Source organism: Desertihabitans aurantiacus, from assembly GCF_003344635.1.
Classification (GTDB): domain Bacteria; phylum Actinomycetota; class Actinomycetes; order Propionibacteriales; family Propionibacteriaceae; genus Desertihabitans; species Desertihabitans aurantiacus.
In genome coordinates this window covers 1-4,882 of record NZ_QPKK01000277.1, presented here as the reverse complement: position 1 = coordinate 4,882, position 4,882 = coordinate 1, and the positions used below count along the sequence as shown (strand labels likewise).

The following is a 4,882-nucleotide window of genomic DNA, read 5'->3' as shown; positions in this document are numbered from 1 at the left end:
GGCGCGGGAGTCCCACGCCCGGCTGGCGCCGGTGTGGGCGGCCGCCGGCGGGCCGCCACCGCCGCTGGTCGTCACCGACGCCGGCCACGCCTTCCGGGCGGAGGAGTCCCTGCGGCTGCTGACGGCCCTGGTCGGCTGATCCCCGCCCGGGGCGCGGGCGAGGGCTCCCGCGGCGGACGTCCGACCGCTACCGTTCGGGCCATGAGCGAGGGCGTCCTGCTCGACTGGCTGCTGGACAGCGACCCGTCGCTGCGCTGGCAGGTCGAGCGCGACCTGGCCGGTGCTCCGCCGCAGGTGTGGCAGGCCACCCGGGCCCGGGTCGCCACCGAGGGCGACGGCGCCCGGCTGCTCGCGCTGCAGGACGCCGACGGCCAGTGGGCCGGTGGCGCGTTCTTCCCCGCCGGCTTCGACGTCACCGACCCCACCGGCGACGAGCCCGCCGGGCAGCCCTGGACCGCGACCACCTGGACGCTGAACACGCTGCGTGAGTGGGGGACCGACGCCGCCGCCCTCGGCGACACCGCGGGACGGCTGGCCGTGAACAGCCGCTGGGAGTACGACGACCTGCCCTACTGGGGCGGTGAGGTCGACTGCTGCATCAACGCCTGGACGCTGGCCACCGGGGCCTGGCTGGGCGTCGACGTCGCACCGCTGGCCCGCTGGTTCGCCGAGCACCAGCTCGCCGACGGCGGCTGGAACTGCGAGTGGGTGGAGGGCTCGACCCGCTCCTCCTTCCACTCCACGCTGAACTCGCTGAAGGGCCTGCTCTGGTACGAGGAGCTGACCGGCGACGACAGCCTGCGGGCTGTCCGCCACACCGGCGAGGAGTACCTGCTGCGGCGCCGGCTGCTGCACCGGCTGAGCACCGGCGAACCGGTCGCGCCGTGGGTGAGCCAGTTCGGCTACCCGTTCCGGGCGGCCTACAGCGCGCTCAACGCCACCGACTACTTCCGCCGCGCCGCCCTGCACGACGACCGCGCCCCCGACCTGCGGCTGGCCGATGCCGTCGAGGTGGTGCTCGGCCGGCAGCGGCCGGACGGCACCTGGCTGCAGGAGCACCCCCAGCGGGGTGCGGTCTGGTTCGCCGAGGACGTGCCCGCCGGGCAGCCGTCCCGCTGGCTCACTCTGCACGGGCTGCGGGTGCTGCGCTGGTGGGACGGGGCGGGCACGGCGTCCTAGGCGGTCACCGCCGGGACGAACAGGATCAGGCTGATCACCAGCAGCACGGTGCCGGCGAGGTAGATCGTGCCCAGGATGCCGAGGACGTAGCCGGCCAGCAGCAGCCCGCGCTGCCGGTAGAGCTCGGGACGCCCGGCCGTCTCCCGGCGCGCCCGGCGTCCCATCACCAGCGCGAACGGCCCGGTCACACCCGCCAGCAGCACCCCGAGCAGGCCGAGCACGAAGACCGTCGTGGTCCTGGGGTGGTCCTGCAGGGGCGGCAGGTACGGCGGCTGGGAGCCGCTGGTCGCGGGCGCGTCCCAGGGCTGCCCGGCGGGTGGGGTGAAGCCGTAGCCGGGTCCGCGGTGGTGGTCGGTGGGGCCGTCGCCGTCAGGCGGGAGGGCAGCAGGATGGGGGTCGGCGCCAGTGGGAGCTGGTCCAGCGGCCTGGCTACCCGCCGCGGGAGTCCCGGCCGGAGGCGAGACCCACCCCGTGGGCTGCTGCTGCGGCATGCCGGGACCCGCCGGGTGCTCCGGGCCGGTCGGACGGTCGGGGCCGGGCGGCTGGCTCATGTGCTCCTCCTGACGAGACTGGGCCCATGCTCCCACGCCGGCCCGGTGCCCGTGGGGGTCCGAGGGGTCCTGCGGCCTCCGACAGCCCTCGGGCGTCCCGCTCGCGGTCGGGAACGGTCCGCGGAGGCGGGGAGCCGGGGCGTCGCGTCCTTCCCCTCGTCGAGCGGTGCGATCGGTCAGCGGGGCAGGCCGACGGCGTCCCCGCGCTGCTGGGCCAGGCCGTCGGCGAGCAGGGCCGCCAGGCAGCGGGCGGCCTGGTCGGGGTCGTGCCAGCGGGCGAGCAGGGTGGTGCGCGGGACGTCCTCGTCGGCCTCCCGCAGCTCGGCCATCAGCGCGCCACGGCACTGCCGGTCGGTGCCGTGCCAGCGCTGCCCGACCCGCGGCGGGCCGTCCCAGGCGGGGTAGCCCAGCGCGCGCCAGCGACACAGGTCGCTGACCGGGCACTCCTCGCAGCGCGGACGTCGTGCGGTGCACACCACCGCTCCCAGCTCCATCGACGAGACCGCCCAGCGTGCAGCGGTCTCGGGCTCCTCGGGCAGCACGGCGGCGGCCCGGCGCCGCTCCGCGACCGTGGGTGTCCGGTCGGGATGCGCGCGGCCGTCGAGGGTGCGGGCGAGCACCCGGCGGACGTTGGTGTCCAGCACCACGTGCCGCTGCCGGTGGGCGAAGCTGGCGACCGCGGCCGCGGTGTACTCCCCGACGCCGGGCAGGGCCAGCAGGGCGGCGTGGTCGGCGGGGACCCGTCCGCCGTGCTGCTCCACGACGACGCGGGCGGCGGCCTGCAGCCGGAGCGCCCGCCGCGGGTAGCCGAGCCGGCCCCAGGCCCGCAGCACCGCCTCGGGTGGGGCGTCGGCGAGGTCGGCCGGCTCGGGCCAGCGCTCCATCCAGGCCCGCCACGGCTCCAGCACCCGCACCACCGGCGTCTGCTGCAGCATGAACTCGCTGACCAGGACGGCCCACGGGCTGGTGCCCGGACGCCGCCACGGCAGGTCGCGGGCCTCCCGGTCGAACCAGGCCAGGGTGCGGGTGACCAGCTCCTCGGGCCCGGGGCGGCGGCTGCAGCGGACATCCGGGCCAGCGTAGGGCCACCCGGGCTGCGCCACACCGCGCCGCCTGGCCGGTTCCGGGGGTCCGGCTCCTTAGTCTGACGCCATGAGCTCCGTGCTGCACCCCGCCGGCCCGGAGGAGCCACGCGTCTACTGGATGCGGCGTGCGGCCGTCCTCGCCGTGGTCGCCCTGGTGGTGCTCGTGCTGCTGTGGGCGTTCCGGCCCTCCGGCGACGACGTGCTGGCCGTCCCGGCCGAGACGCCCAGCCCCAACGCGCCGTCGTCCGACGCCACACCCTCGGCCGACCCCACCGACGCGGCCGGGGACGCCGAGACCGCCGAACCGACCCCGAAGGCGACCGCCACCGCGAAGTCGACGCCGAACGCGGAGCCCACGCCGACCACCACCCCGACGCCGAAGCCGACCACCACCCCGACGCCGAAGCCGAAGCCCACCCCGACCCGGGACGCCGGAGCCGGAGTCGACGACGAGGAGCAGCAGGAGGCCGACCCGGTCACCTGCGACTCCGAGCAGCTGCGGGTGACGCTGGTCGGCTCGGGCAGCGTACGCAGCGGCGAGGACCAGGAGTTCGCGCTGTCGGTGATCAACGGCATGTCCGAGGCCTGCGAGCTGGTGCTGGACGAGAAGACCTTCGAGCTGCGCATCTACTCCGGCACCGACCGGATCTGGACCACCGACCACTGCGCGGACTGGGTGCCGGCGAAGACCACCACCCTGCAGCCGGAGCAGGCCCACGAGTGGTCGATGACCTGGCCCGGGCTGCGCAGCGACGGCGACTGCAGCCTCACCGAGACGCCGCTGCGAGCGGGCACTCACGTCGCCACCGCGCTGTTCCAGCAGGCCGACCCGGTGCAGCTCGTGATGCGGCTGCGCTGACCGCCCGGGCGGGACGTCCGCTCAGACCGGTCGTTCGGTGTAGGCCGACTCGGCCACCCGGATCAGCCCCTCGCGGATGGTGCGGGCTCGCTGCTCACCGACCCCCTCGACCTCCTGCAGCTGGGCGCGGGAGGCGCTGAACAGGGCCTGCAGACCGCCGAAGTGCGCCAGCAGCCGCTCACCCAGCGCCGCCGGCAGCCGCTCGATCTGGGCCACCTGCCGGTGCCCGTGCGCGCTCAGCCGGCTGTCGAGGTGGTCGTCCTCGGAGAAGCCGACGGTGCGGGCCACCACGGTGGGCTCCAGCAGGGCCGACATCTCCAGCCCGTGCAGGGCGGACGGGTCGAGGGTGAGGGTCTCGCTGCCGTAGTCGCGGGCCACCAGCTCGGCGACCTCCAGCCCGCCGGTGTCGAGCTCACGGGTCTGCAGCTGCAGCAGCCGGCCGTCGGTGCCGAGGGCGACCACGTACTCCTCCAGCTCCAGCTCCAGCCGGCGCACCATCTCCAGCCGCTGCAGCACCAGCACGACGTCCTTGACCGTCACCTGGTCCTGCACCTCCAGGGAGGACAGCTTGTTGAGCAGCGCGCGGAGCCGGACCGCGTAGCGCTCCAGGGTGCGCAGCGCCTGGTCGGCCTGGGACAGGATCACGCCAGACGGCTCCACCGCGTGCCGTCCGTCGGCCAGGAACAGCGCGATCGTCGCCATCGAGGCCGACACCGTGACCGCTCCCACCCCGGTCTGGTGGGCCACCCGGTCGGCGGTGCGGTGCCGGGTGCCGGTCTCCAGCGTGGGGATCGCGGCGTCGGGCATCAGGTGCACGCCGGCGGCGACGATCCGGCTCTGGTCGCTGCTGAGCACGAGCGCGCCGTCCATCTTGGCCAGCTCGCGCAGCGCCATCGGCGTCAGCGGGGTGTCCAGCCGGAAGCCGCCGGTGGAGACCTGCTCGACCTGGCGGTTGCTGCCGAGCACGACCAGCGCGCCGGTGCGACCCCTTCCCACCCGTTCCAACCCGTCCCGCAACGGCGTGCCGGGGGCGAGCATGGCGCGGTAGCGGCGCAGCTGGGCCGGGGGGAGGGTGGTCACGCCAGCACCCTAGTCGGCCGGCCCGCGCCCGTCGGCCCGCTCGGCGCGGCGGCGATCAGCCCTCCGCCGGCTCCTCGCGGCCCTCCCTCCGTCCCCGCCCGCCCAGCACACCGACCGCCTCCAGCGCG

The 4,882-nt window shown here is 75.9% G+C and carries 5 protein-coding genes; 2 read left to right on the top strand and 3 right to left on the bottom strand.

Annotated features, from left to right (window positions below; translation table 11 throughout):
• Window positions 1-201: 201 nt before the first annotated feature.
• Window positions 202-1,179, top strand: coding sequence for a squalene cyclase (locus DVA66_RS17135; protein WP_114561150.1), 978 nt, complete (start codon window positions 202-204; stop codon window positions 1,177-1,179).
• On the opposite strand, the gene DVA66_RS21735 is transcribed toward DVA66_RS17135, so the two are convergent.
• A complete protein-coding gene (locus tag DVA66_RS21735) occupies window positions 1,176-1,730 on the bottom strand; it encodes a DUF4190 domain-containing protein (protein WP_157974082.1) in 555 nt (184 codons plus the stop codon). The two genes, DVA66_RS17135 and DVA66_RS21735, sit on opposite strands and share 4 nt — an antisense overlap.
• Before the next feature lie 176 nt (window positions 1,731-1,906).
• Window positions 1,907-2,764, bottom strand: a complete 858-nt coding sequence (locus tag DVA66_RS17125; RefSeq protein WP_232822037.1) for an HhH-GPD family protein — start codon at window positions 2,762-2,764, stop codon at window positions 1,907-1,909.
• 118 nt (window positions 2,765-2,882) lie between these two features.
• On the opposite strand from DVA66_RS17125, the gene DVA66_RS17120 reads away from it, so the two are divergent.
• A complete protein-coding gene (locus tag DVA66_RS17120) occupies window positions 2,883-3,674 on the top strand; it encodes a hypothetical protein (protein ID WP_157974081.1) in 792 nt (263 codons plus the stop codon).
• 21 nt (window positions 3,675-3,695) lie between these two features.
• On the opposite strand, the gene disA is transcribed toward DVA66_RS17120, so the two are convergent.
• Window positions 3,696-4,754, bottom strand: a complete 1,059-nt coding sequence (gene disA, locus DVA66_RS17115; RefSeq protein WP_232822036.1) for a DNA integrity scanning diadenylate cyclase DisA — start codon at window positions 4,752-4,754, stop codon at window positions 3,696-3,698.
• Window positions 4,755-4,882 lie beyond the last annotated feature (128 nt).